The organism is Streptomyces europaeiscabiei (assembly GCF_036346855.1).
GTDB lineage: Bacteria > Actinomycetota > Actinomycetes > Streptomycetales > Streptomycetaceae > Streptomyces > Streptomyces europaeiscabiei.
This window is the reverse complement of record NZ_CP107841.1, coordinates 9,334,562-9,357,339: the sequence shown is the minus strand read 5'-3', so window position 1 is coordinate 9,357,339 and position 22,778 is coordinate 9,334,562. Positions and strand designations below refer to the sequence as shown.

The 22,778-nt window shown below is 66.4% G+C and carries 18 protein-coding genes; 8 read left to right on the top strand and 10 right to left on the bottom strand.

From position 1 onward, the window contains the following. The first annotated feature begins 173 nt into the window (after positions 1 to 173). The 5 genes from OG858_RS40660 to OG858_RS40640 all read left to right on the top strand — a co-directional run bounded on the left by OG858_RS40660 (position 174) and on the right by OG858_RS40640 (position 4,267). Positions 174 to 461, top strand: a complete 288-nt coding sequence (locus OG858_RS40660) for a hypothetical protein (RefSeq protein WP_256960246.1) — start codon at positions 174 to 176, stop codon at positions 459 to 461. A 5-nt stretch (positions 462 to 466) separates the two neighbouring features. After that, positions 467 to 1,726 carry a DNA cytosine methyltransferase gene (locus OG858_RS40655; RefSeq protein ID WP_328545268.1) on the top strand — a complete coding sequence of 420 codons (1,260 nt, stop codon included), beginning with the start codon at positions 467 to 469 and terminating at the stop codon, positions 1,724 to 1,726. Next, complete coding sequence (locus OG858_RS40650) at positions 1,726 to 1,998, top strand: DnaB-like helicase N-terminal domain-containing protein (protein WP_328543931.1); 273 nt, start codon at positions 1,726 to 1,728, stop codon at positions 1,996 to 1,998. The genes OG858_RS40655 and OG858_RS40650 overlap by 1 nt, the downstream gene beginning before the upstream one ends. Beyond that, entirely contained in the window at positions 1,962 to 2,837 is an 876-nt protein-coding gene (locus OG858_RS40645) for a DnaB-like helicase N-terminal domain-containing protein (RefSeq protein ID WP_328543932.1), read from the top strand. The genes OG858_RS40650 and OG858_RS40645 overlap by 37 nt, the downstream gene beginning before the upstream one ends. 62 nt (positions 2,838 to 2,899) lie before the next feature. After that, complete coding sequence (locus tag OG858_RS40640; protein WP_328543933.1) at positions 2,900 to 4,267, top strand: DUF317 domain-containing protein; 1,368 nt, start codon at positions 2,900 to 2,902, stop codon at positions 4,265 to 4,267. A gap of 625 nt (positions 4,268 to 4,892) precedes the next feature. Here the strand turns inward: OG858_RS40640 and OG858_RS40635 are convergent. From OG858_RS40635 to OG858_RS40600, 8 genes are all read right to left on the bottom strand, one after another. Beyond that, on the bottom strand, positions 4,893 to 7,070 hold the full coding sequence (locus OG858_RS40635; RefSeq protein ID WP_327745481.1) for a recombinase family protein: 2,178 nt from the start codon (positions 7,068 to 7,070) through the stop codon (positions 4,893 to 4,895). Between the two features lie 518 nt (positions 7,071 to 7,588). Beyond that, positions 7,589 to 8,056: a lipocalin-like domain-containing protein gene (locus OG858_RS40630; protein ID WP_327725632.1), complete on the bottom strand. Its 468-nt coding sequence runs from the start codon at positions 8,054 to 8,056 to the stop codon at positions 7,589 to 7,591. A gap of 889 nt (positions 8,057 to 8,945) precedes the next feature. Further along, on the bottom strand, positions 8,946 to 9,701 hold the full coding sequence (locus OG858_RS40625; protein ID WP_327745480.1) for an SDR family oxidoreductase: 756 nt from the start codon (positions 9,699 to 9,701) through the stop codon (positions 8,946 to 8,948). A 294-nt stretch (positions 9,702 to 9,995) separates the two neighbouring features. Beyond that, positions 9,996 to 11,009: a zinc-binding dehydrogenase gene (locus tag OG858_RS40620; RefSeq protein WP_327725630.1), complete on the bottom strand. Its 1,014-nt coding sequence runs from the start codon at positions 11,007 to 11,009 to the stop codon at positions 9,996 to 9,998. Between the two features lie 1,030 nt (positions 11,010 to 12,039). Further along, positions 12,040 to 12,807 carry an SDR family NAD(P)-dependent oxidoreductase gene (locus OG858_RS40615; protein ID WP_327725629.1) on the bottom strand — a complete coding sequence of 256 codons (768 nt, stop codon included), beginning with the start codon at positions 12,805 to 12,807 and terminating at the stop codon, positions 12,040 to 12,042. 66 nt (positions 12,808 to 12,873) lie between these two features. Next, entirely contained in the window at positions 12,874 to 14,379 is a 1,506-nt protein-coding gene (locus tag OG858_RS40610; RefSeq protein WP_327725628.1) for an aldehyde dehydrogenase, read from the bottom strand. Beyond that, on the bottom strand, positions 14,376 to 15,350 hold the full coding sequence (locus OG858_RS40605) for an NAD(P)-dependent oxidoreductase (protein WP_327725627.1): 975 nt from the start codon (positions 15,348 to 15,350) through the stop codon (positions 14,376 to 14,378). Before OG858_RS40605 ends, OG858_RS40610 begins: the two co-directional genes overlap by 4 nt. After that, a complete protein-coding gene (locus OG858_RS40600; RefSeq protein ID WP_327725626.1) occupies positions 15,292 to 16,050 on the bottom strand; it encodes a glucose 1-dehydrogenase in 759 nt (252 codons plus the stop codon). Before OG858_RS40600 ends, OG858_RS40605 begins: the two co-directional genes overlap by 59 nt. 121 nt (positions 16,051 to 16,171) lie before the next feature. On the opposite strand from OG858_RS40600, the gene OG858_RS40595 reads away from it, so the two are divergent. The 3 genes from OG858_RS40595 to OG858_RS40585 all read left to right on the top strand — a co-directional run bounded on the left by OG858_RS40595 (position 16,172) and on the right by OG858_RS40585 (position 20,663). Further along, positions 16,172 to 17,557: an MmgE/PrpD family protein gene (locus OG858_RS40595; RefSeq protein ID WP_327745479.1), complete on the top strand. Its 1,386-nt coding sequence runs from the start codon at positions 16,172 to 16,174 to the stop codon at positions 17,555 to 17,557. Positions 17,558 to 17,929: 372 nt separating this feature from the next. Then, positions 17,930 to 19,363, top strand: a complete 1,434-nt coding sequence (locus tag OG858_RS40590; protein ID WP_327745927.1) for an MmgE/PrpD family protein — start codon at positions 17,930 to 17,932, stop codon at positions 19,361 to 19,363. Between the two features lie 499 nt (positions 19,364 to 19,862). Beyond that, positions 19,863 to 20,663 carry a transposase family protein gene (locus OG858_RS40585; RefSeq protein WP_328543934.1) on the top strand — a complete coding sequence of 267 codons (801 nt, stop codon included), beginning with the start codon at positions 19,863 to 19,865 and terminating at the stop codon, positions 20,661 to 20,663. Positions 20,664 to 21,132: 469 nt separating this feature from the next. Here OG858_RS40585 and OG858_RS40580 read toward each other — a convergent pair whose 3' ends face one another. Both OG858_RS40580 and OG858_RS40575 read right to left on the bottom strand, forming a co-directional pair. Beyond that, positions 21,133 to 21,309: a hypothetical protein gene (locus OG858_RS40580; protein ID WP_327745476.1), complete on the bottom strand. Its 177-nt coding sequence runs from the start codon at positions 21,307 to 21,309 to the stop codon at positions 21,133 to 21,135. A gap of 222 nt (positions 21,310 to 21,531) precedes the next feature. Continuing rightward, positions 21,532 to 22,695 (bottom strand): pentapeptide repeat-containing protein, encoded by a 1,164-nt coding sequence (locus OG858_RS40575; protein WP_327745474.1) that lies wholly within the window; start codon positions 22,693 to 22,695, stop codon positions 21,532 to 21,534. Between the last annotated feature and the right edge of the window lie 83 nt (positions 22,696 to 22,778).

Genomic DNA, 22,778 nt, shown 5'->3' with positions numbered 1-22,778 from the left:
ACGGGCCAGGCCAAGACCGCCGCAACGCCCCTCGATGGGCCGCCTCCAGGCGTCCCCGCCCCCTCACTCACCGAAAGGTCACGCTCCTGTCTCGATTCTCAACAACCTGTCCATTTTATGGAAACGCACAGTGGAGGAATATCCGGGACAGCAGTCCGGAGGAATGGGCGGACGTGGTCGCGTTCGACGCAGACATCCGCCAGGGCAACGCCCGCGCGAACGCCTCCGGGAACCGGCTGCTGGGCCAGGCGTTCCTGCACCGCTCCCGTGTCCCGCTCGACCAGGCCCCCATCGATCACGTCACCGCCGCGGAGTGGGCTGCGCGCAAGCAGGAACTCGACGATGGTGCCGCCACGGTGGAGGAGCTGGAGAACGGCGTGGTCGACGGCTGCTCTCCCTGGGCCTGCCGCGGAGCCTCCGAGCACGAGCCGGTGCAGGACGACTTCGGACTGGCCTCGTGAGGAGGATCATCCTCGATCTGTTCGCCGGGCCCGGCGGCTGGAGCCACGCGCTCACCGTCCTCGGCGCGCGGGACATCGGCCTGGAGTGGGACGAGTGGGCCTGCAAGACCCGGGCCATGGCAGGGCAGTTGACGATCCGGACCGATGTCGCCCGCGATCCGACGTGGATCTTCTCCGGCCGGATCCTCGGGCTGATTGCCTCCCCTCCGTGTCAGGCATGGAGCATGGCGGGCAAGCGCCTCGGTCTGGTCGACCAGCCGCTCGTCCACCAGGCCGTGGCCGACCTTGCGGCCGGACGCGACACCCGCGAGCAGCTGCTCGGCGCGTGCGCGGACGAACGCTCTCTCCTTGCGGCCGAGCCCATGCGCTACCTGCACGCCCTGAACACCGTGGGCGAGCCCGAATGGGTGGCCATGGAAGAGGTCCCCGACGTTCTGCCGTTGTGGAAGCAGTACGCGGCCATCCTGCGCGCTTGGGGCTTCTCGGTGTGGGTCGGCATTCTCAACGCCGCCGACTACGGTGTCCCGCAGACCAGGCGGAGGGCGATCTTGCTCGCTTCGCGGGTACGGACCGCCGAGCCCCCACCTCCCACGCATGCACAACTGGCCGAGCCGGAAAGCCTGTTCGGGCCCGGCCGCGCCCGCTGGGTGTCCATGGCGGAGGCTCTGGGCTGGGGCGCCACCGACCGGCCCGTGCCCACTGTGTGCGCGGGCGGCGGACCAGGCGGAGGCCCAGAGCCCTTCCCCTCCGGCTCCCGCAAGACCCTCACCGACGCACGCGCCCGCGGCACCTGGGCACCCCGCCCCGACTCCGACATCGTCCTGGCCTCCCGGCGAGAGGGCTCCGGCTGGACCGCCCGGCACGGCGCCCGCGACAACCGCCCCGCAGACCCTCCAGCCCCCACGTCCACTGCCGAGGCGCACCGCTGGTCGTGGTCGCTTCGCAGCAACAACCAGACCAACGCCACCATCCGCCGATCCGACGAACCCGCCGGCACGCTCTTCTTCGGCCACCGAGCCAACGAGTGCACCTGGGTCGCCGAACCCACCGTCGAGGCAGCGGGGTCGGCACCGGAGCCGATCAAGATCACCGCCCGGGAAGCGGGCGTGCTGCAGAGCTTCCCAGCCGACTATCCGTGGCAAGGCAACAAGGGCCAGATGTTCTCACAGATCGGCAACGCCGTCCCCCCGCGCCTGGCCGCACACCTGCTCGCCCCGCACCTCAACAAGCCCTTCAACCCTGCTGACTTCACCCTCACCGCCTGATGCCCCACACCCCCGATCCCCATGACGACGACGGCCTCGACCACGTCCCGGCGCCGAAGCCCGTGCACTACGCCGAGCAGGCCCTCCTCGGCGCCCTCCTCCTCGAGCCCGCGCGGCTGGCCGACACCGAGCCGCTGATCGCCCACCACTTCGACAGCCACACCCACGCCGCGTTGTTCACCGCGATCCGCACGCTCCCGCCGCCCACGCCAAGGACACCGCCTGGCTCAACGCGGTGCTGGACCACGCCCGTCCTCACGCTCGCGGCCTGAGCGCCTCCTACCTCCACGCCCTCATCCAGTTCTGCCCGCAGCCCAAGCACACTGCGGCATACGCCAGGATGATCCGCGCCGACAACGCCCGCCGGATTCTGCGCGGGCACGCCGAGCGCCTCGCGTCCACCGCAACCGACCCGGGCCTGCCCAACCCGGTAGCCGCGACGCTCGGCCTGGCCGACGACATCGGCCGCGTCCTGGATTCCCTCGCCGCACAGTTCGCCCCGCACCCCGGCTCCTTCCCCCGCACGGCACTCCCCCCGGATGTCCCACGGCAGGCCGGCAAGGAAGACCTCGACGAAGAGCGCCTCCTCCTGGCGACCGCCACCGCCTATCCGGCAGAGGTCCAGCAGATGCGGTGGCTGACCGAGGCGGACTTCCTGCTACCGCTGCACGCCGCGCTCTGGCAGTCCATCACGGCGCTGGTCCACCGCGGCGACATGGTCGACCCGGTCACCGTCCTCGGCGAGGCCCAGCACCGCGGGCTGCTCACCGACTCCCTCACCCCCAAAGACCTGATGGCCCTGGTCTCCACACCCGCCGGCTCCCCCGAGTACTGGGGCGAGAGAATCCTCCGGCGCGCCCTCCTCGCCCGCACCCGCGCGGTTGCCGACCGGATCACCGCCTACACCGACGACCCCGCGAACACCCCCCACCAGCTCATCACCGGCAGCCGCCGCGCCCTGGCCGAGCTCAACTCCCTGCGCACCCGCTGGAACCGCGCCACCACTCCAGCCCCATCGCCCACCACCCGGCCCCCGGCACGCCCAGCCCCGGCCCCCCGGGCAGGTCCGCCTCACCGGCCGGCCTTCACCTCCGCACGCACCCACCGATGACCTCAATCACCGGACCCGGCCAACCCACATCCGAGACCGAACCCGAATCGAGCCCCACCTCCATGTCCGACCACTCGATCGACGCCCACGTCCGCTTCGACACCCACCTCGCCCACACCAGCGCCGTGACCGCCACCCTCACCGGCACCCACCACCGCGCCGCCCAGGCCATCCTGGCCGCCCGCGGCTTCGAGAACCTCGACGACCACACCATGGTCCTGGCCCGGATCGACCACGAAGAGCCCTACTGGGCCCACCAGGCCACCCACGCCCTGCACGCCGAAGGCATCACCACCGAGATCACACCCCGGCTACGCGAAACCATCGACGAGGAATGGACCTGGGCGAACTACCCCATGCACTGGCTGACCCGAGCCGAAGTACGGGAGGTCTCCAACGCAACCCAGACCATCTACGACGACATCCGCCACGGCCGGCTCATCATCCACGCCCATGCCCACGACAGCTGGACCACCGTCGCCATCGGCACCTACCTCGACGGAGGGACGGTCGCCCTGCACGGCGAGAACCACCTGCGCTCCATCGCCGACAGACTCGAATCCCCCGCCCAGGCCCTCGCCTCCTTCCAACGCCTTCACGGCGACGCCGTACGCCCCGGACCCGCACCCATGACCGACATCGAACAGCAGACCGCCCAGGCACGCACCAGCCCCCGTTCACCCGACACGGCGCAAACCCCCGCCGCCTCGCACGTCGAGAGGGTCCCCTCCTACGAAGCCGACCCTGACGACCACGAAGCCCTGCTCAACGGCTTCCTCACGGAGAACAACGACTGGGAGAAGTACCGCACCTGGGACGACAACACCACCATCGCCAACCACGAATCACTCACCCTGCGCATCCTCTTCGACCACGACGCCCGGTCCCGTGACCCGAAGTGGACCATCGCCGCCTACGAAACACCGGTCAGCGACCGCATGTGGCACATGACCATCACCGCCGCCACACCTGCCCCCGTCCTGAACACCCTGCTCACGGTTCTCGCCTCCGGAGACGCCTGGGAGACAGCCCTTGACACCCCCGCCATCGACAAGACCGTCACCGAGGCAACCCGCCCCCTCACCGCAGCAGGGTGGACGCACACCGTGGACGGACGCTGGCTGCGCTGGCAGACCCATCAGGAGGATGCCGGCGTCCAATTCGACGCCTTCGCCGCCCAGGCACCCCACACTCCCCTCGACACATGGACCATCTGGGCGGGCCTCAGCATCGACCACCCCACCTGGGCCATTGGCGCCTCCGTCTACACCCCGGCCGGCCTCCTCGCCGACCTCGCCCAAGAACTCGCCCACGGAACCGGAACCCGTCAGACCAGTCCGCAGCGACCGCAGCGCACCACCTCTCGCACCACCACCGTCCCTGTTCCACCTGCCTCCCCTTCCTCGCCGGTGGCAGGTCCCCGGCACTGACCTGGACCTCCTCTGCCCCATGGCGCCGGCGGCCGCACTCTCGCAGCGTCTGTGGCCCTCGGCCACCTGCGGGCCGAACGCTGAGAGGTGGCCTTGCTCCACAGGGCGCCGGTAGCGCCCAGCAGCCGGGCCGCCCGCCCGTGATCGCCGGCGCAGCCGGTGGCCCAGGCGAGCAGTACCAGCATCCGCCCGACCATCGCGTACTCGTCGAAGTCCCGCATGCTCTCCAGCGCGGACCGGACCAGCGCCTTGGCCGCATCCCGATCGCCACAGGCCCAGGCGTGCACTCCACGTGGTGAGTCATCGAGAAGACGTCGGCTTGCGAAAGACCCAGAGAACATGCAGGTCACAGGCACTTTCCCCGAGCTGCGTTAGTAGCGTTAGACAGTCGCAGCGTCAAACGAGCGTCACAGCTGACCAGCCCAGACTCCGCGAGGCGGGCTGCCACTTCCATAACATCGCCGTTGGGTGCTGGCCCGTCGTCGCCCGGCCCGCGCGAGGAGGTTGCCTATTACCTCGCCTTCGCCCCACGGAGGTGGACGTTTGCGAACAGGTCTGGATAGCCAGCCCCAGATGGGCGACCGAGGTGTGCCACCCGTAGTGCTCCCCATATCGGGATGGTTTTTCATGGCTCTTGCCTCTCGGTGTTGTTGTGGGGTTGGGGTGGGACGGGTGCCTGCCAGCGGGTTTTTGTGTGATGGCCGCGGGGCAGGTCGCGCAGTGCGCGGAGGCGCTGGATCTCTGCGGCATCCGCTCGGATGATCCGGAATCGCAGGCCGGGGCGCCTTTCCGAGGTGATCCAGCCGCGGTAGATCCAGGAGTAGACGGTGTTGATGGGCAGGTCGAGCTCTGCCGCGAGCGTCTTGACGGTCCACTGGTGCGTAGGCAGGTCCGGGGCGGGGGTGCGGCGGTGCCCGGGGACGCGGATGTCGTGGCGGATCAACAGGTTGCCGACCTGCTCGGTGGTGAAGCGGGTGGTGCGTTTGGGCGGCCTCAGCCCTTCGGTGTTGAGCCGTGCGGTGATCTGGCCGACGTTCATCCCCTGACCGGCCAGATCGGTCAGCCGCTGCAGCAGGTGCGGGAAGTACGACAGTTGGTCGTAGCGCAGGACCGGTCGCACCGCCCGGCTGTGGGTCTCGAATCCTCCGGCCCAGGTGATCGTGACGTCGACGAGCTCGCTGCGGCCGACCACCGCGACGGTGGTGATCCTCTCGATCAGCGTGCGCAGGAGCTCCTTGCGTTCGGTCGTCGTGACCTGTGGATCGGCCCACAGTCGGGGAAGATCGGCTGCCAGGGCGTGGACGGCGTCCCGCTCGGCGGCGCTCAAGGCTGCCGGACGGGTCTCGGTGAATCGTTGATAGTCGGCCTCCAGCCGGGCCTGCTCGGCCAGCGCGGTCTCCCAGTCTTTCTCCAGCTGCCGTATGACCAGGCGGTTTTCCGGTTCGGCCAGGCGGTATTGCCGGGCCGCTCGCTCGGCGGCGAGCCTGGCCCGCTCCACCCGCTGGCGCCACAGCGTCTCCAGCACCGCTCGCTCGGCCTCGGCCTGCTCGGCGGCCTTGAGCGACACTTCCACGGCAGCCGGCCGCACCGCGGCCAGGACCTGGTCGACTACGTGGGCGTCCAGCGCCGGGCCGGTGATGGTCTGGCATGGCTGTCCGGTGCCGTAGTTGACCGGGTAGAACGCGCAGGCATACCGGTGGGTGAGCGGGTGCGGTCCGCGCCGGTGGTAGTGGGAGGTCATCTTGTGCCCGCCGCAGAGGCCGCAGTGCAGCAGCCCGGCCAGCAGCGCCGATCCGCCGCGTGGGGCGCCGGGGGCGGCGGCCGTGTTCCGGTTGGCCTCAAGGCGGCGCAGGTTCGCGGCGTACTGCTCGGCGCTGATATAGGCGGGCATCCGGTCCGGCAGCAGCACGTGCCAGGAGTCCATTGCGGTCACCACCCGCCCGGTCGAGGGCCGTCCCGGCTTGCGGCGCCGGACATCACTCTGCCGGCGCCCGTAGGCGTAGTATCCCGCGTAGATCGGGTTGTGCAGCATGTTCTGCAGCGTCTCGCGGCTGGGACGGCGCCAGGTCAACTCGCCCTTGTCCGCCCCTGATGCAGAGCGCACCGGCAGCTGCAGGTCGTGGGCGACCAGGTAGCGCAGGACGCCGTTGAGGGTGCCGATTCTCGCGAACGTGTCGAAGACCAGGTGCACCAGCGTCCTGGCCTGCTCGTCGGGCTCGAACACCACTTCCCCCGACGGGCGGCGCCAGTAGCCGATCGGAGGGCGGATGGCCAGTTCACCGCGTTCGGCCTTGGCCATCTTCCCGCCCTGCATCCGCTGCCGGATCAGATACAGTTCCGCCTCCGACATCGTCCCTTTCAGCCCCAGCAACAGCCTGTCGTTGTAGTACGAGGGGTCGTAGACGCCATCGGGGTCGGCCAGCAGTGCACCGGACAGCGAGCACAACTCGATCAACTGGTGCCAGTCGCGGCCGGTGCGGGCCAGCCGGGACATCTCCACCCCCAGCACCAGACCGACCCGGCCCATCGTCACCTCGGTCACCAGCTTCGCGAAGCCGGGCCGCGTCTCGGCCGCCGCCGCGGAATGCCCCAGGTCGTCATCGATCACCTCGACGCGCGAGCGGGCCCAGCCGAGCGCGACCGCCCGTTCGACCAGTGCGTACTGCAGCCGCGTCGATTCGCCGTGCTCAGCGACCTGCTGACGGGTGGATTGACGGACGTACACCACCGCGGCCCGGTCAAGCGCCTCAGCGCGGATCTTGTCCTGGGACCGGCCCCACGGCGGCGGGAATGTCGCGGTCATCGTGGTCCTCCCGTCGACTGCGAGCCGTCGCTGCCCGAGCCGCCCAGGCCGCCAGCAGACGCACCGCCACGATCCTCTGCTCGACCGGCAGACTTGCCCAGACCGGTGTCAAGGGGGGCAGTCGTCGGGGTCGGACACCGCTCCGCACCCCCTGCCGCATCTCCTCGACCCCGCAGCCGATCGACCAGCGCGACCAGGCGCAGCAGGGCATCTACCTGGATTATCGCCAACTCCGCCAAGTTCGAACCGTCTTGGGGTGTCTCACCAGTGGCGCACTGAGGAGTGCTTTCAGGCCGCGAAAGAAACGAGTTGCCGACTGGAGCAGTACCAGTCCGTCGCTACGTCGGCTGGTGCCGCCAAATCACATGCGGCGACTCTTGGACGTTGCCAGTTCCTTGGTAGTCCGGATACCGCCCCCCGGACATCAACTCCACTGGCCGCCCAGACACCACAGAGTCCCCGTCAGGAACTGACGGGGACTCATGAACAATCGTGGCGGGTGAGCGGATCCTGTCCGATCAGACGCGCTTATAGGTGGCGCGCCAACCTTCTGCCGGATTCGGCGGCGTCAGGACGAGAGTCCTGCCCGATACTCGGAACGCGCGCGTCAGTCTCTGCCCGATGAGGTCACGCGCCAATGATGACTCGACGGTCACACCGAACGTCCTGGCGGCTTTGTTGATGGCGAAGGTCCCGTAGAAGGCTTCGTACCCGTTCTTCGTGTATGGCGTGTCCGGAACATTGGCGTCGGGGTTCATCGCCTGCACCGACATGGTGTCGGTCTTGGTGAAAACGATCTGGCCGGAGTAGGGCACAGGTTGGAGGTTTCCCTCGGTGCCGACTTCCAAAGATGTCATACGCCACACGCCAACGAGGGAACCCGTACCGCGCTCAGTCGCGCTGGCCTGAACGAACAAAGGCACGGATACCAGGAGCGCAAGCGCAAGCGTTAGCCCGAGCCGCGGGATCCTGAGTTTTGTCATCATGATTCGTCGATCTCCTCAGCCTCCTCACAGATGATGCCAGCGGGGAGCAGTTAGATCCCCGCCGTTCGTGAACATGTATGCGACCCCCGCGCGAACCGTCCGGATTCGACAGAGATCCCAGATTGCGGTTGTGATTCACCGATTGCCCGATTACCCAAGTCGCGGGATACCTACCGCAACGCAGTGGCGGTTCAGTAATTCCCCGGGTAGGAATTCACTGCTCGGTCACATTGAAAGAATCGCATCACCCACTCCACCTCCGGAAGGGATAGTCCTCTCCCTGGATGTTTCAATCCCTGCAAAGAGCAGCCTAAAGATGGGCAAAGTATCAGGAAAGGGCAATGGTCAAGACCACGCCATTGGGGTAGGGCGTCGACGTCGACCACGGCCCACCTGGACGCCGATTCCGACTGGCCGGCCCCGCCCGTCTGCGGGGGCCCCAGCCGGCTCCGCCTGCGACGATGCTCCGAGCGGCGCCGGCTGCCCACACCTGCCACCCAACTCGTCATCACCGGACGCCGTCGCATCCTCCGTCTCACAGCCCACTGACCCTGGACTGTGTGATCATGAACGACCAGGGTCAGCCGCCCGCCTTCCCGAACCCCGCCCGACCAGCGCTCCCCCGTCCCTGCGAGCAGCATCACCCTGCCGGGGCCGCGGAACTTGGCGCCCATCCGACGCGACAGACGGGCCCCTCAACTTGCCCATCGACCTCCGAACACACCGAAACGGCCCGCCAGTTGAACCGGCGAGCCGTCACAAATGTCGAGGTCAGTGGCCCCTCTCGCGGTGGGTGCGATCCACTACTCCCGCAGGACTCTGCTGGCTAGCTCGACAACACCTCCGGAACGGCTGGAGGATGCGCGGTCGCCAGCCCTCTCTCGGCCGACTACCAACCGCCGTCGACCTGAATGTTCTGGCCAGAGATCAGGTCCGACACCGAAGTCGACAGGAATACGGCTGCGTTGGCGATGTCAACGGCCTCGATTCGGCGCTTGATACTTTGATTCTGGAGGATCCACTGGTGGTACTCTTCGCGCTTTTCACCTCGGTCCCGGAATTCAGCCTCCGAGACGACGGCGCCAGGCGAGATGCCGTTCACGTTGATCAGGTATTCGCCGAGCTCGCGGGCGAGCCCTTTGATCAGGCCGTACATGGCCCCCTTGGAGGCGATGTACGGCACATAGCCGTCCCATCGACCTGTCAGGGTCAACGAGGTGATATTGACGATCTTCCCGTAGCGCTTCATCTTCATCTGCTTGGAGCAGACACGTGACAGGACGAAGGCGGCAGACGAGTTCACCCGAACCTGGTCCTCGTATTCCTGGATGGTGAACTCATCGTGCTGCTTGAAGATGACCAGCGCTGCATTGTTGACCAGCACGTCGATTCCGCCGACATCGTCGACCAGCGCTGCCGCATTGGCCTCCAGCCCAGCCAAGTCGTTCAGATCGCAGCCGAAATAGCGCACGCCCTGAGCAATGCCGTCCAGTACCTTTTGCGGATCGGGCGCGTCCGGCCGATCCAGCGCGATTATGTTGGCACCCTCTTCGGCATAGCGGGCGACCAGCGCCTGCCCAATTGTGCCGAGGGCGCCAGTGATGAGGACATTCTTCCCGGAGAGTTCGGGCACGCGACCTTCCATTCTCTTTTCCTTTTCTGTACATCACGTCGACTGACGCGGCTCTGGTTACATAGTCCGAACGAATGTGGAAGCTGCACTGATTGATAGCGATGCAGTTACCTCGATATGGGTCAGCTATGCCTGATCCACCACGGCAACGCATTCTGCGCCGCTACTACCGCTCGCGCGCTGCGTCGACCACATTGTCACCTGCTGATGGGGAAAGAGGCCGACACCACACAAGCGCCTCCGGAGTCGCCGCCGAAAATCGTTGATCAGCGCAACCGGTCATTGGCCGTTCTCGTTGTGGGGTTACTACGGGATAAAGGCGCCCTTGCCCGACGTCTGCTTGTCGAACATCTCATAGGCGTCCGCGTAATCAGTGAGCTTCCAGCGCTCAGTGAAGAGCTCATCGACATTGACGCCCCGCTCGACGACGAAGTTGGCGCAGGCCTCCATCGCCGGGATGGACATCGTCCACGAAGTCGTCGCGGTGATCTGCTTGTACAGGTGCTCGGTGAGGTCGAACCGGATGGTCGAACCGACTCCGACCCAGCAGGCGGCACCCCACAGGTCCAACACGTGCAGCGCGGCTTGCGCGGCGGATGACGCGCCTGAGGTCTCCAAGCTCTTCGAGACGCCACGGCCGCCGGTGACATCGCGGACGGCGTCGGCGACCGACTCCACCTGCGCGGGGTTGATCGTCCGCCACGCACCGAACTCGTGCGCCCGCTTCAGGCGGGCGGGCGAGATGTCGAGGGCGACCACACGGGCACCCATGGCGACGGCGAGCTGGGTGCCGGCCAGTCCGACCGGGCCCTGGCCGAAGATTGCGATGGTGTCGTCGCCAGTCAGATTCAGGCGCTTGAGCGCTCCCCAGGCCGTTCCCGTGCCGCAGCTGATGGCCGCAGCCGCCAGGTACGACAAACCATCAGGCATGGGCAGGATCGCACCGAACGGCACCTTGACCAGGTCGGCGTGCGATCCGTGTGCGGTGTTCCCCATGGCCACAGCTCCGTTGCGGCACATCTGAGTCCAACCGGCGTTGCACTGGTCGCACTTGCCGCAGCCGAAGTAGTGGTGAACCATAACCGAGCGGCCGAGCCAGCTTCCGGGAACCTCCGAGCCCACATCGACGATCACGCCGGCGGGTTCATGGCCGGCGATCTTGCCGTGCGTCCCACCCCTGGATCCGCGGTAGATATGCAGATCAGACCCACACATGCCCGACGCCTCAGTCCGGACGACGACTTCATTGGGTCCCGGTGTCGGGTCCGGAAAAGTCACCAGTTCAAGCTTGCGCTCGCCTCGAAATACGATCCCTTGCATGCCGCTCCTAAAGATGCGCCGCGATCGATAGGTTCGTTTCCGCCCTCGGTTAGAGATTTTGCACGCTGCGCTTCAGTCAGACAATAGTCATGCTGTTCCTTGCTTGGCAAGCGTTCCCTCATGCTGGCACGAGCCGGTGATCCGCGCCCCCGCAGTCGAAGCCGCCTAGGAAGGGTGAACGCTGTTGTCAGTGACTCACCAGGCGCGGCATGACACTGGGATCGGCCACGCCTGCGTCCGCCAGCACCTGGGACCGTTGCAGCCCAGTGACGAGATCGCCCCCAACTTGCGCCCTGTGACCCCGAGACGGTTGCACCTGGTCTCGACCGCACACGGCAGTTCAATCGCCTCCCGGCCCAACACCTGGCGAGATCTTCCTTGCGTTGAGCGGTCACTGAAGCTAGCCGAAAAAAAGGGGGTCCGTTGATGCCTTTGGCGGCTGCCACACGCCGACCGTGATCCAGCCGAAGGGCGCCGCCGCATTCGCTCACATCGCCCTAGCCACCCAGCACAGTGCGCCACGGGGCGGGCAACTCGCCGCTGCCATGATGGCCGCCACGCGAAGGTGTAATGGCCCTCGCCAAGTTGGACGGCCTCATCAAGACGAGGTTCGCAAACGTCCCACGGCTGAGGTAACCCACAGCCTCCCCTGCATGGAGCCAGGCTGGGCGCCGAGTACATCACCGCAATGGACAGCGACCTGGACACACTCGGCAGTGCTCACCGACTGGACGGCCTCGTGCCGTACGCCGCGTGGATCTCACGGGCGAGACACCCCGGCCGGCAGCTCCATCAGGGCGGGACCTCATCGGTACAGCCTCGGTTGCTCACGGAATTGTCAAGGGCAGTCCGCCACAGCGCCGATGTGCCGGCAGGCACGATCTACCACGGTCGCGGGGCGTACTGCATGGCCTTGGAAGCACGTACCTAGCCTTGATCCCGGGCGCCACCGAGGTGGCAAGGCCGCCACGCGCCGGGCCTCACACGACAACACCGGAGCTCTGTTCGCAGGGCAGGGCCCCCATGTCGGTCACACGTGCCGGTTCCATCCACCGTCGACATAGATCCGCTGTCCTGTGATGTACCCGGCCAGCGGAGAGCACAGGAAAGTGATGAGGGTGGCCGCGTCGGCGGGATCTCCGAAGCGCCCGGTTGGGATCTCCCGCTCGAGCCAGTCCCGCTGATCCTTCTCGGTAGGGACGAACTGAGGGATGAAGTTGTTCTTGATCTGGTCGGTCAGCAGGTAACCGGGCGAGACGCAGTTGACGGTCACGCCGTCCTTTGCCACCAGGCGGGAAAGGCCCTTCGCCCACATGAGCACGGCCGCCTTCGATGTGAGTGAACCACTCACATGCTGCGGCTCCGATGTCGCGGTGAGATTGACGATTCGCCCGAACCCCCGTTCCCTCATGCCCGCGACGAAAGGCGTGGTGAGCCTTCTCGGGGTCGCGAAGTTCAGACGGAACGCTTCGCTCCATTCCTCCTCGGTGGTCTCCAGGTCGAACGGCCGAGCCTGCCCCAGGTTGTTGACGACGATGTCGATACCGCCGAAGTCGTTTATGAGTCTCGCTGTGACCCGGTCAAAGGCCCCGTCATCGAGGAGGTCGTCAATGATCAGCACGGGGGCCGGATCACCCGCCCCTCGAATCTCGTCTGCCAACGCCTCGAGCTCAGGGGCTCGCCGGGCGACCACGATCGTCTGTACTCCCTCGCGGGCCAGTGTCTTCGCGGTCTCTCGACCAATGCCCGCGCTGGCTCCCGAGATCAGGGCTGTCTTGCCTTTCAGGCTCAGATCCACAGTGACTCCTGTTTCCGTCCGCTTCGATGCGTCGTGACCACGTCCCTGAGTGGGTACGCCCCTTCGTCAGGCGCGTGGGTTGAACGGGTCCTTGATTGTTCCCCCCGTAGTGATCCACGCGGTCTTCACTTCGGTGTACTCGTGAATCGCGTCGACGCCGTTCTCGCGCCCAACGCCCGACTCCTTGAAGCCGCCGAACGGGGCAACATAATTGACCTTGCGGTAGTTGTTGACCCAGACCGTGCCGGCCCGGAGCCGTCGGATCAGTCGATGAGCCCGCGACACGTCATTCGTCCAGACACCGGCGGCCAGGCCGTAAGAGGTGTCGTTGGCGATCTTCACAGCCTCGTCCTCGTCCCGGAACCGAATCAGTGCCGCGACCGGGCCGAAAACCTCCTCACATGCGATGCGCATGTTGTTCGTGACCTCCGTGAACACGGTCGGCTCAATGAACAGGCCACGGCTGAGTGAAGGGGCGTCGGGACGTTTCCCACCGGCGACAAGGCGTGCGCCTTCTCGCACAGCGATGTCCACGTAACCGAAAACCTTGTCGTACTGCGACCGGCACGCGACGGTGCCCATCTCACTCGCGGGGTCCATCGGATCGCCAATCTTGATCTCCGAGGCCCGCTGTGCAAGTGCGTCGGCGAACTCGTCGTAGATGTCGTGGTGAACGAGCACTCGCGATCCCGCCATGCAGGTCTGCCCGGTTGCCGCGAAGATCCCCGCCATGACTCCGTTGACGGCGTTGGGAAGGTCAGCGTCCGGGAAGACGATGTTGGGGGACTTGCCGCCCAGCTCCAAGGACACCCTCGCCATACGGGAGCCGGCAGTTGCCGCGATCTGCTTCCCCACGGCGGTGGACCCCGTGAACGAGATGTGGTCGACGTGTGGGTGCTCCACCAAGTGGCGCCCCGCTTCACCGCTGCCCGTGACGACGTTCACGACACCAGGGGGGAATCCCGCTTTGTCGATCAGCCGGGCGAGATACAGCGTGGAGATGGGCGTGATCTCCGAAGGCTTGGCGACCATAGTGCAGCCGGCCGCCAGGGCGGGAGCGAGCTTGGCGATCAACTGGGCGATGGGGCTGTTCCACGGGGTGATCGCAGCCACAACACCTACCGGCTCGCGAAGCGTGAAGGCCTGCATGTGGGGATTGCTCACGGCGAGGGTATGGCCGATCGGATGCTCCGCAAGCCCCGCGAAGAAGTAGCAGGCGTTGGCCTGTGCCTTGGCCTGATCCGCGACCTCACGCCATAGCTTGCCGTTCTCCTGTACCTGGAGCAGGGCGAGCTCCTCGGAATGCTCGGCGACAAGGTCGCCGAGTCTGCGAAGAAGGCGCGCTCGCTCGAGAGGGGTGGAAGTCGACCAAGGTCCGTCCTCGAAGGCACGGCGCGCTGCGGCGACCGCGTCGTCCACGTCCTGCTTCGTGGCACGTGGGCAGGTAGCCCAGGCCTGCCCCGTCACAGGATTGACGGACTCGAAGGTTCCCCGGTCGGAGGCTTGACGCCATTCGCCGTCGATCAGCATGGTGTCGGGGGCCATCGCGCTCGTACGTCCCGGGTCGGTCATGCGTCATACCATTCGGCCATCATCTGGCTCTGGTCAGTGGTGGGGCCGAAACGTTCGATCGCCTGCTGCGTGAACTCCTGCACCAGGTTGCCGATCGGAGTCGTGTGGCCGAGGGTCTCCGCAAGCTCGTTCGCCAGGCGGATGTCCTTGAGCATGAGGTGGAGGGTGAATCCCTGCGGCTTGTACGCGTCTCCTGAGAGCAACTGCGGAAACGTGTACTCCGTGGCGTAGTTCCGGCCACTCGACTTGTTGAGGACGTCGACGACGACCTCTTGCCTCATCCCTGCCGCGACTCCCAGACGAATGGTCTCCAACGCGGCAAAGCGGTTGCACGCGTTGAGCAGGTTGTTGACGAGTTTCATCGCGTGACCCGACCCGACCGGGCCGACATTGACAACCTCGGTCGTCACTTCATGAAGCAGGTCCTGTATCCCTGCAAACACTTCGGGGTCAGCACCAACCATGAGCGTGGCAGTTCCTTCGCGCGCCCTTCTCACGCCACCGGCGATCGGGGCGTCGACGTAGGTCACCCGCCGTTCCGAGAGCGTTGCCACCAGCTCCGAGTCGGTGACGGGGGTGCCCGTAGTGGTGTCGATGATGATCGTTTCCGCGGCGAGGCTGAACGCCAGGCCCTTGGGGCCCAGCAGCAGATCCTTCACCTGGGGAGGGCCGGGAAGGCAGAGGAAGATGGTCCGGCACTTCTCAGCGATCTCTTCAGGTGTCGCGAACCGGGCACCCTGAGTCTCCAGTTCCGCGGCAGCAGCAGGATTGTGGTCACTGACCAGGAGGTCGTGACCGTTCACCAGCCGACTGGCGATCGAGGAACCCATCGCGCCCACTCCGATGAAGCCGATCCTGGCCATCCGCATCTCCCTCTCGTTCAAGTCCGGACCGCTCTCGGGCTGGACGGCGTCAAACCGTCTGCCCGCCGTCCACGACCATGGCGTGGCCCACGACGAAAGACGACGCATCCGACGACAACCACAGGACCGCGTCGGCGATCTCTTCGGGGGACCCCATCCGGCCGATTGGTTCTTGTGCCACAACCCGGGCACGGCCCTCGTCGGTACCCCCGGTGAAACGGTCCATCATCGGGGTCTGGATGATCCCGGGGCACACGGCGTTGATCCGCACGCCGAGCGCGGCGTAGTCGAGAGCCGCCGCCTTGGTCATGCCGACCACCCCGAACTTGGTCGCGCAATAGACGGCCTGGCCCGCGATACCGACCACGCCGGCGCCTGAGGCGGTGTTGACGATGGTGCCTCCACCTCCGGCGAGCATCGCGGGCACCTGGCTCTGCATGCACAGGAAGACGCCCTTGAGGTTGACCGCGATCAAGTGGTCGAGGTCGGTCTCGCCGATCTCGGCCAGGGGTGCGACAGGCTGCTCGATCCCGGCGTTGTTGAATGCCGCGTCGAGTCGGCCGAAGCTGTCGAGGGTCGCTTGGACCGCTCCCGAGACCGCCGCCTCGGAGGTCACGTCGCAGGTGAGCGCGATTGCGGTTCCGCCGCCCTTCTCAATCTGGCGAACGGTTTCCGCCGCCCCCTCCTCGTCGATGTCGACCGCTGCCACCGAGGCACCGGCGCGCGCGAAGGCCAGCGCGGTGGCGCGCCCAATGCCGCTCGACGCTCCGGTGACGAAAGCCACCTTGTTTGCGAAGTTCACGCTCATAGTCGCCCTCCTGCCTGAGGCATTGCACCTTCAGTAGGCGCCACAATGGTCACACCCGGGATACTGTCAGACTATAGACACATCGTAAAGTGTCTTGCACTCTCAAGGAACGAGGTGCGCCATGCCCGGAACCGAACGAGACGTCTCTCACCACTTCGCAGCGATGGCAGCGACCGTCACCATCGAGGCTTTGGACGGCCCTGCGATCGAGGCGGCGAAGATGAGCATCCTCGACACTCTGGGCGTCACCCTCGCAGCGAGTGGTGCGGAACCGGCGGCCCAAGCCCTACTCGCCTTGGTGAAGGGGGACGGCGGCCGGGGCGAAGCATCCGTATGGGGGCTCGGTCTGCGGGTCCCGGCGGTGAACGCCGCTTTCGCCAACGGCGGCTTGGCTCACTGTCTGGACTTCGACGACCAGACGCCCTGGGGTCAGCATGCCGCGAGTTCGGTGGTGCCTACCGCCATGGCTGTGTCTGAGCGCAAGGGCTCGGTGACCGGCGCCGACCTGATCGCTGCCGTCGCGGCCGGACAGGACATCTTCGCCCGCCTGCGGTGCCACGTCGGATGGCGCAAGGACTGGAACCTCTCCAGCGTTCTCGGCATCTACGCCGCGACTGCCGCGGCGTCCCGCGTGCTGGGTCTGTCTGGCTCCGCCCTCCAGCATGCGCTAGGCATCGCAAGTCAGCAGTCCGCCGGGGTCATGGAAGTCATCGCCGGCACGGGCAGCGACCTCAGAGCGCTCTATGCGGGATTCTCGGCGCGAGGCGCCGTCACGGCCGCGCTGCTGGCCGAAAAGGGCCTAACCGGCGTTGACCGGCTGTTCGAAGGCCCGGTCGGCGTCTTCAACACCTTCTTCGCTGGTCAGTACGACCGCGACCTGATGCTGGCCGAACTCGGTAGCGACTACCGAGGCGCAGGCACCTTGTACAAACTCTGGCCCTCGGTCGGAACATCGCACAGCCATATTCACGCGACGATCGAGCTCATGACGGAACACGACCTGGAGCCAGAAGCCATCGAGGAGATTCGCGTCTTCGTGGGGGACTACCACAACCTCATGTGCACCCCTCTGGACACCCGAAGGGCGCCACAGACACTTGTCGACGCAAAGTTCAGCCTCCCGTACCTCGTTGCGCTGGCAGCCGTCCATGGGTCGGTCAGGCTCGCGCATTTCACCGAGGAGGGAGTCCGCGACCGGCGAGTCCGCGCTGTGGCCGCCAAGGTCGTCCCCGTCGAGGACAGTTCCCTCGACTGGAAGCTCGAACTGCCTCCGGGGCGCGTCGAGATGACGACCACAGACGGCCGAACTTTCGCCAAGGACGGGGCCGGCTACCCAGGAAGTCCGGAAAGACCCACCACATGGGATGACCTGTCAGGGAAGTTCCGGGACTGCGCTGCCGCTGCGGCACACCCTCCTCCGCCTGAACAGGTCGAGGCCGTCATCGAGCTGATCAAGAACCTGGAATCCGTTGCCGACGTTGTTGAGATCAGTCGGCGTCTCGCGTGAGGAGCCCGCTTCCTCAGCAGCAGAGGGCGCATCGCATACCTCGGTGGACGCGCCACTGTGCCACGGCTCCCGAACTACGCGGCAGGCAATGGTCACGCGTCCACGACTCCCATGCCTGGGAAGCAAGGGAGGGGATGAACGAACAGGACCACCGGATGCCACGAAAGGCGGAGCAGCTTGCGTCGCTCATCGACGGGCACCGCAAGGGCTGGGTGGACGGTGGCGTCGCGAGGCATAACGTCACCTCAGTGCTAAAGGTCAGACTCTTGCAGTGCTGTTACTGCTGGCCTAGTTTGTAAAACGCTACCGAGCCAGTCAGGCTTGCCGGGACGCAATCCGACACCGAACCCGCAACATCACGAGGTGCTCCAGATGAAGGCTGGTCCCACTCAGACCGATATCGCTGACAACGTCGTACGCGGGTTGACCTCCTTCGCAACGGAGGTGGTTCACGACCAAGTCGGCGACGTCGCTCTCAGGGCCGCGAAGCGATGCCTTGTCGATGCCGTGGGCTGTGCCCTCGGCGCTCAGGAGACCGACGTAATCAGCGCCCTTCGGGCGGTCGCGTCGACAGCCACCAGCTCTCGCCCCGCCACGCTCTGGGGCACCACGATCCAGACGACACCTGACATGGCCGCATTCGTCAATGGGTCGGCCACCCGGTGCCTGGACTTCAACGACGACTACTTCGGCACCGAGAAGACGAACGCTCATGGGGACACAGGGCCCCATCCCAGTGACAATCTCGGGGGGATTCTCTCAGCTGCTGAGGTCGCCGGTGCGAGCGGATCGGAAACCTTGCTGGGTATCGTCATCGCGTACGAGGTTTGTGGGCAGCTCGTCGATGAGGTCGTACTCCGCGGCAATGGCTGGGACCATCCTCTCTTTCACAGCATCGCAACCTCGGCGGCCGCAGCCAGGCTTCTCGGACTCTCGCGGGCGCAGACGGCGAACGCGATCCGGCTCGCCGTGGTCCCCAACATCTGTTTGTACGAGACCCGGGTGGGGTCAATTTCCAACTGGAAGGGTCTGGCCGGCCCGAACGGTAGTCGCAACGGACTCTTCGCGGCCGTACTCGCTGAAGCAGGGATCACGGGGCCTGAGATGGCGTTCGAAGGTGCTCGTGGATTCATGCGGCAGCTCGACCACGAGTTCTCGCTCGGGCAGTTCGGCAGCCCTCAGCGCCCCTTCCGTGTGGAGAACACATACTTCAAGCACTTGCCGTTGCGCTACGAGATGCAGCTGCCGGTTCAGCTTGCGCTGGAGATGCGCAAGACAGTCGACCCACGTGACATCGCGACGATGAGGGTCTACATGGAACGCAAGTCAGTCGTGTCACGTGAGGCAGAACCGGCCCTGTGGCGCCCCTCGAACCGGGAAACCGCCGACCACAGTGGCCCATATCTCATCGCCGCAGCACTGGTGGACGGCGCGATCACGGAGGCGACGTTCGAGGCAGAGCGTTACCTCGACCCCAGTCTGTTGGACGTCACGAACACGATCCAGCTGATCGAAGACCCGGCGTACACAGCGAGCTTCCCCTGGCAGATGGCGTGTCGGTTCGAGGTGGCGCTCAAGGACGGACGGGCGCTGACTCTCTTGGGTGAGAATCCCAAGGGGCACCCACGAAACCCTATGACCGACGACGAGATCTCCGCAAAGTTCCTCGGCCAGGTCGAGCCGCGCCTCGGCGAAGACCGTGCGGAAGAGCTGTTGCAGTGCATCTGGAGTCTCGAGGAGCAGCCCTCCCTCGAGCGACTCTTCACCCTCATGGTCCCGGACTCAACGTCAACCACAAGCGGGTGATGAGCCGGGGCGGCCGTCAGGGCGTGCACCTGCGCAAGAAGGTCCGCACCGCGGCCCCCGAGCCGGAAGCGACCCCTTTGCCCGACCTGCTGCGGCGGGACTTCACCACCGCCGAGCCGAACACTCGGTGCTTCGGCAACATCACGCATCTCCCCATCGGTGATGGCCAATTCCTCAGTTCTGGAGCTGCAGGAAGCGGCGCGAGGGCCGGTGGATCGCCAACCATGCGCACAAAACAGCTGTCACCGATGCGCAGCGCAGCCCGGACGAAATCGGTCGTCGCGCGAGATACACATGGACTCATCATCGGAGAAGTCCAGCAGCGACCGGTTCGCGATCTGTTGTGGACTCCACGACGTCGCCCAGGTCGAGAGCCCACCGCCGGCCCTGTCGGCGGGGCTTGTCGCGGCTAACGACCTCGTGCACGGTTGGCCGTGGCCCGGTGCCCGGGTGGCTCGTTGAGCTGTGCATGATGGGGGCTGGGGCGCGTGAGTTGATCGTGGCGGAGTACCGGGTCACCGGGCTGTCGCCGGTTGTGATCGCTGAACTGATTGCCGAGATAGGGCCGTTATGGCACGAGCAGCATCAGGCGCGCCTGACGGCACGGCCGCGGAAACGGGCGGTAGGAGCCGGTGCGAAGCACCAGTTCGTCTTCGTCGACCGGCTGCTGGCCACGCTGGTGAGTCTGCGCCATGGCACCACTCATGATGTGCTGGCCTGCTGGTTCGGCGTGGACCGCTCCACCATCACCCGTGCCATCGGCGAGGTGCGGCCCCTGCTCGCGCAGCGGGGCTGCACCATCGCACCGGACGTCCGGCTACGTACCCTCGCCGAGGTCGTCGAGCACCTGGGCGTCGACGGCCGGACCGGCATCATCGACGGCACAGAGATCCGCGTGCGACGCCCAGCTGCAGGCCGCAAGGACCGGGACAAGTTCGTCTCTGGAAAGACCAGGCAGAACGCCGTGAAGGCCATGGTCCTCACGGACGCTGAGGGGCGCATGCTGTTCTGCAGCCCAGTCCAGCCAGGCAGTTGCGCAGACATCACCCAGGCCCGGCAGCTGGGCCTGGTCCAGCTCCTGGCCGACGGCCCGTTCATGGAGATCCTCGCGGATGCCGGCTACCAGGGCATGGGAGCGCAGACCGGCGGGCGGGTGGTGACGCCCCCGCATCGCAAGTTCAAGAAGAACGCTCCCGCCTGGTACGAGGAACGGCACGAACTCGCGCGCAAAGCGCACTCCTCACGCCGGATCCGCGTCGAGCACGGCACATCGCGCACCTCAAGAACTGGCGGGATCTGACCCGACACCTTGGCCGACGCGAGCACATGAGCGACATCGTCCAAGCCGTCGCCGGACTGCTCTCACACCAGCAGACCGCCACCCTCGATCACGGCCTTCGAGCCTGAACACCGACAACGCCACACACCTCGACGTGCCACGGCCAACCGTGCACGAGGTCGTTAGTCCACTCCTGCGTCACCGGGCTTGGCACCAGCTTCCCGTCCGGTGCTCTGATCACCCCGGTCGGTCTGTCCTGCACGTACCCACACAGCAGCTCGTTCACGGTCAACTTCGCCGTCTTCGGTCGCTGGGCCCGCCGCTTCGCATGCCACTGCGTGATGCACGCCCGATACTCCAGGTGGTGGGTGCACCTTGAGGCGTTCCGGCGAAGCTCCCGCAAGATCGTCGACGACGACCGGCAAGCCGACGCGCGACCTCACGGACCCCACCGTTTTGAGCACGTCTTACGGCGTCCTCGTCGCGGCCATCAACGAATGATTGTGACCAGCCATTCGATGCCCGCCGACGGAGAACGCACGCTGGACACGTCCTCGCCGTCGCATCTGTCACTGCGGGCCTTGATGGCTGCGAGCCAGGCAGACCACTCGCGTCCGGCGATGACGAGGCCGCGCTCCAGCGTCTCGACGAGCAACGTCCGGCTCACCGACACCGTTGGCTCACGCCGGGCCTCTGTGTCCCAGGCGGCGCCGCAGGTCACTACGTCGCGCAGTCAGAGCGATGACCACCGAGGCTAACGACCTTGGGAGCGATACCAGCCCCGGATCTGCCTGGCGGTCTGGGCCCCTGCGCGATCAGGACGCCGCTGAGGAGGAGTGGTGCCGTCAGGCGGATCGCGGTCGCCACTGTCTTGACCGGCGTGTCTTGGTCAGGGAGTGGACCGCAGCGGTGGCGCCTGCCACGTCATCCCCGGGGGCTGGAGTAGGGGCGAGGGCTCGGGGCCGGGGTCATCGGTGTCGACGACTCCGGCGGCCGTGTGGTCGAAGTCGGCGGGCCAGCGGGTGTGCTCGCTGGCCACGGCGCCGGTCAGGCGTGCTTCGACAAGGTTGGCGGTGCTCAAGTCGGTGCCGCGCAAGTCGGCCATGCGGAGATCGGCGCGTTGGAAGACCGCGCCGTGGGCGACGGCCTTGCGCAGGTTCGCCTCGCGCAGGTCGGTCTCAGTGAAGTCGGCGTCACGCAAGTCGGTTTCGACCAGCTTCGCGCCCCGTAGGTCGGCCAGAATGCAGCGAGCCCGGCGGAGAATCGCAGTCGTGAGGTCGGCGTGCCGCAGGTTGACCGAGACCAGGGACGCCTGGGTCAGATTGGCGTGGTAGAGGCCCGCGGCCTCCAGGCAAGCGCGGTCGAAGTTGACCTCGGGGAACCAGAGTCCGTCGCAGTCGGCCCGGCGCAAGTCGGTGATGCTGAGATTGACCCAGGACTGCTCCCGGTGCCGGCACAGCACGCCGAGCGCGGTCAGCGCCACCTGGGCGTCGGCGGCGCGAGTCTCCAGGGGTGCGATGTCGTTGATGGGCACGTCTGCCGCCGGTGATTCCGGCCCGGCGGGTGGCCAGGGCAGGTGCGTACGCAGATACGCGGCCTGGATGGAGATGATGGCCTCCCGGTCGCGGGCGGACTGCTCGGCGATCCGCCACAGCGCGTGCAACCCGCCGATGCGCACATCCAGCTTGTCGCTGCCGAGCTGGTCGACGGCCCGGCTGAATCGGTCGGTGACGTAGCCCTCCTGGGTGGCGCGCAAACCGTCCTGACTCACCCGCAGTTGCCGCCAGGTGGCGTACGCGCCGAAGAGCACGACCAGGCCGCCGACCACCTGCAGAAGCGTCGTACGGACATCGTTCACCGCCTTCAGCCGATCCTGTGCGGCGACGCTCGCCCCGGCGAGATCGTGATCGACCACCACACCCGGCAGTACGACGAACACCGTGCCTAGAACGACCAGCCCCGCCGCCCCGGCCAGCAGAGCCACGGCTGCACGACGCCTGACCAGCCCGTCGCGCCATGCCCGCCGCCCGCGGTCCGCTTCCCCCATCTCCATGGGCACAGGAGCCTAGTAGGACTCCGTTAGGTCGGGCCTTGACCCTTGATCTTGGACACACGAGACACTGGATCCTGAGGATC

What these genes read in the sequence shown, in the direction of transcription:
- OG858_RS40650 (WP_328543931.1), top strand. Translation starts at nt 1,726, where the DNA reads ATGCCCCACACCCCCGATCCCCATGACGACGACGGCCTCGACCACGTC.
- OG858_RS40640 (WP_328543933.1), top strand. Translation starts at nt 2,900, where the DNA reads ATGTCCGACCACTCGATCGACGCCCACGTCCGCTTCGACACCCACCTC.
- OG858_RS40635 (WP_327745481.1), bottom strand. Translation starts at nt 7,070, where the DNA reads ATGACCGCGACATTCCCGCCGCCGTGGGGCCGGTCCCAGGACAAGATC.
- OG858_RS40630 (WP_327725632.1), bottom strand. Translation starts at nt 8,056, where the DNA reads ATGATGACAAAACTCAGGATCCCGCGGCTCGGGCTAACGCTTGCGCTT.
- OG858_RS40625 (WP_327745480.1), bottom strand. Translation starts at nt 9,701, where the DNA reads ATGGAAGGTCGCGTGCCCGAACTCTCCGGGAAGAATGTCCTCATCACT.
- OG858_RS40620 (WP_327725630.1), bottom strand. Translation starts at nt 11,009, where the DNA reads ATGCAAGGGATCGTATTTCGAGGCGAGCGCAAGCTTGAACTGGTGACT.
- OG858_RS40610 (WP_327725628.1), bottom strand. Translation starts at nt 14,379, where the DNA reads ATGACCGACCCGGGACGTACGAGCGCGATGGCCCCCGACACCATGCTG.
- OG858_RS40605 (WP_327725627.1), bottom strand. Translation starts at nt 15,350, where the DNA reads ATGCGTCGTCTTTCGTCGTGGGCCACGCCATGGTCGTGGACGGCGGGC.
- OG858_RS40600 (WP_327725626.1), bottom strand. Translation starts at nt 16,050, where the DNA reads ATGAGCGTGAACTTCGCAAACAAGGTGGCTTTCGTCACCGGAGCGTCG.
- OG858_RS40595 (WP_327745479.1), top strand. Translation starts at nt 16,172, where the DNA reads ATGCCCGGAACCGAACGAGACGTCTCTCACCACTTCGCAGCGATGGCA.
- OG858_RS40590 (WP_327745927.1), top strand. Translation starts at nt 17,930, where the DNA reads ATGAAGGCTGGTCCCACTCAGACCGATATCGCTGACAACGTCGTACGC.
- OG858_RS40575 (WP_327745474.1), bottom strand. Translation starts at nt 22,695, where the DNA reads ATGGAGATGGGGGAAGCGGACCGCGGGCGGCGGGCATGGCGCGACGGG.